Genomic DNA, 1,337 nt, shown 5'->3' on the forward strand with positions numbered 1-1,337 from the left:
GCAAACCAAGCAAACCGGCATCTAAGTTAAAAGGAGCGAGTCCTATGAAAAATATTAGCATCCTAGGTATTGATTTGGCGAAACATGTTTTCCAATTACATGGGGTTAATAAAAGCGGTAAAGCTGTTTTAAAGAAACGCTTAAACAGATCAGAGCTAAAAGAGTTCGTTGCTAACCTTCCTGCATGTTTGATTGCCATGGAAGCCTGCAGTGGCTCTCATGCTTGGGCTCGAATGTTCGAAATGATGGGGCATAAAGTCAAAGTAATCTCTCCTCAGTATGTGAAGCCTTTTGTTCAGGTTCACAAGAATGACATGCGGGATGCCGCAGCGATTGCAATGGCAGCATCACACCAAGGTGTCCCCTCAGTCATGGTTAAAAGTGAAGAGCAGCTTGACCTGCAAGCGATTCATCGAGTGCGAGAACGCTTAGTACGTGAGAAAACAGCCATTGGTAATGAACTTAGAGGCATACTGGCTGACATGGGCGTCATTATCCCAACAGGTCATGCCAGTATTCGAGTGCTGCTACCTAGAATTCTAGAAGATGCGGAGCAGCCAATTACTTACCAAGGTAGACAGTTGCTATCTGATCTGAGAGAGCAATGGTTGGAAACGGAAGCGCACATACACCGCTATGACGTCATGCTTCAAACCTATGTGAAAGAGAATGAAGACTGTAAAAAACTATTAGAAATCCCGGGGATTGGGCCAATCAATGCTTCGTTGCTTCTGAGTTATGCTGGAGATGCAAAGCGTTTTGCCAGCGCCAGACATTTTGCGGCCTCGCTAGGCTTAGTCCCAAGACAGGCTTCTAGTGGTGGTAAAAACCGACTGCTAGGCATTAGTAAACGAGGGAATAAGCACGTTAGAAAGCAACTGGTACATGGTGCGCGATCGGCTTATCGGGTTCTGTTAAAAGAAGAATCCAGTGGTCGTTTAAGCGATTGGGCAAAACGCATGAAAGACAGCGGCAAACACGTCAATAAGATAGTCGTAGCTCTAGCGAACAAAATGGCTCGTATCGTTTGGTGCTTAATGATGAAAGAGACGAGTTATCAGCGTTAAAAGCTAAAACGGTACAACATTCGAAAACCCAAATAAGTTAAACAGGCACACCCAAAGCGTTGCGCAGACTATTAAGACAAAACAGATAAAATCGACTCATTTATCCTAAGCAGCGAGGTGGCTCTTAGAAGCCGAGTAGGAAGTTAGGAAAATGGGAGCACATCTCTTTATGGCCGAGCAGATATGCTCAAAAAAGTAGGCCGAATATAAGCGTGCAACTTTATTCTGTGTTATCGAAATAGCTTGCAACAGTCGGGCGGGTCCATATAA

The 1,337-nt window shown here is 44.7% G+C and carries 1 protein-coding gene; it reads left to right on the forward strand.

Annotated elements, in window-relative coordinates; all coding sequences use genetic code 11:
* The first annotated feature begins 44 nt into the window (after nt 1–44).
* Nucleotides 45–1,067 carry an IS110 family RNA-guided transposase gene (locus FJM67_RS17300; protein ID WP_140591934.1) on the forward strand — a complete coding sequence of 341 codons (1,023 nt, stop codon included), beginning with the start codon at nt 45–47 and terminating at the stop codon, nt 1,065–1,067.
* The last annotated feature ends 270 nt before the right edge of the window (nt 1,068–1,337 follow it).

It is taken from the genome of Maribrevibacterium harenarium (genome assembly GCF_006385675.1).
GTDB classification, from domain to species: Bacteria; Pseudomonadota; Gammaproteobacteria; order Pseudomonadales; family Marinomonadaceae; genus Marinomonas; species Marinomonas harenarium.

Coding starts and splice junctions, on each gene's coding strand:
- FJM67_RS17300 (WP_140591934.1), top strand. CDS start 45: ATGAAAAATATTAGCATCCTAGGTATTGATTTGGCGAAACATGTTTTC.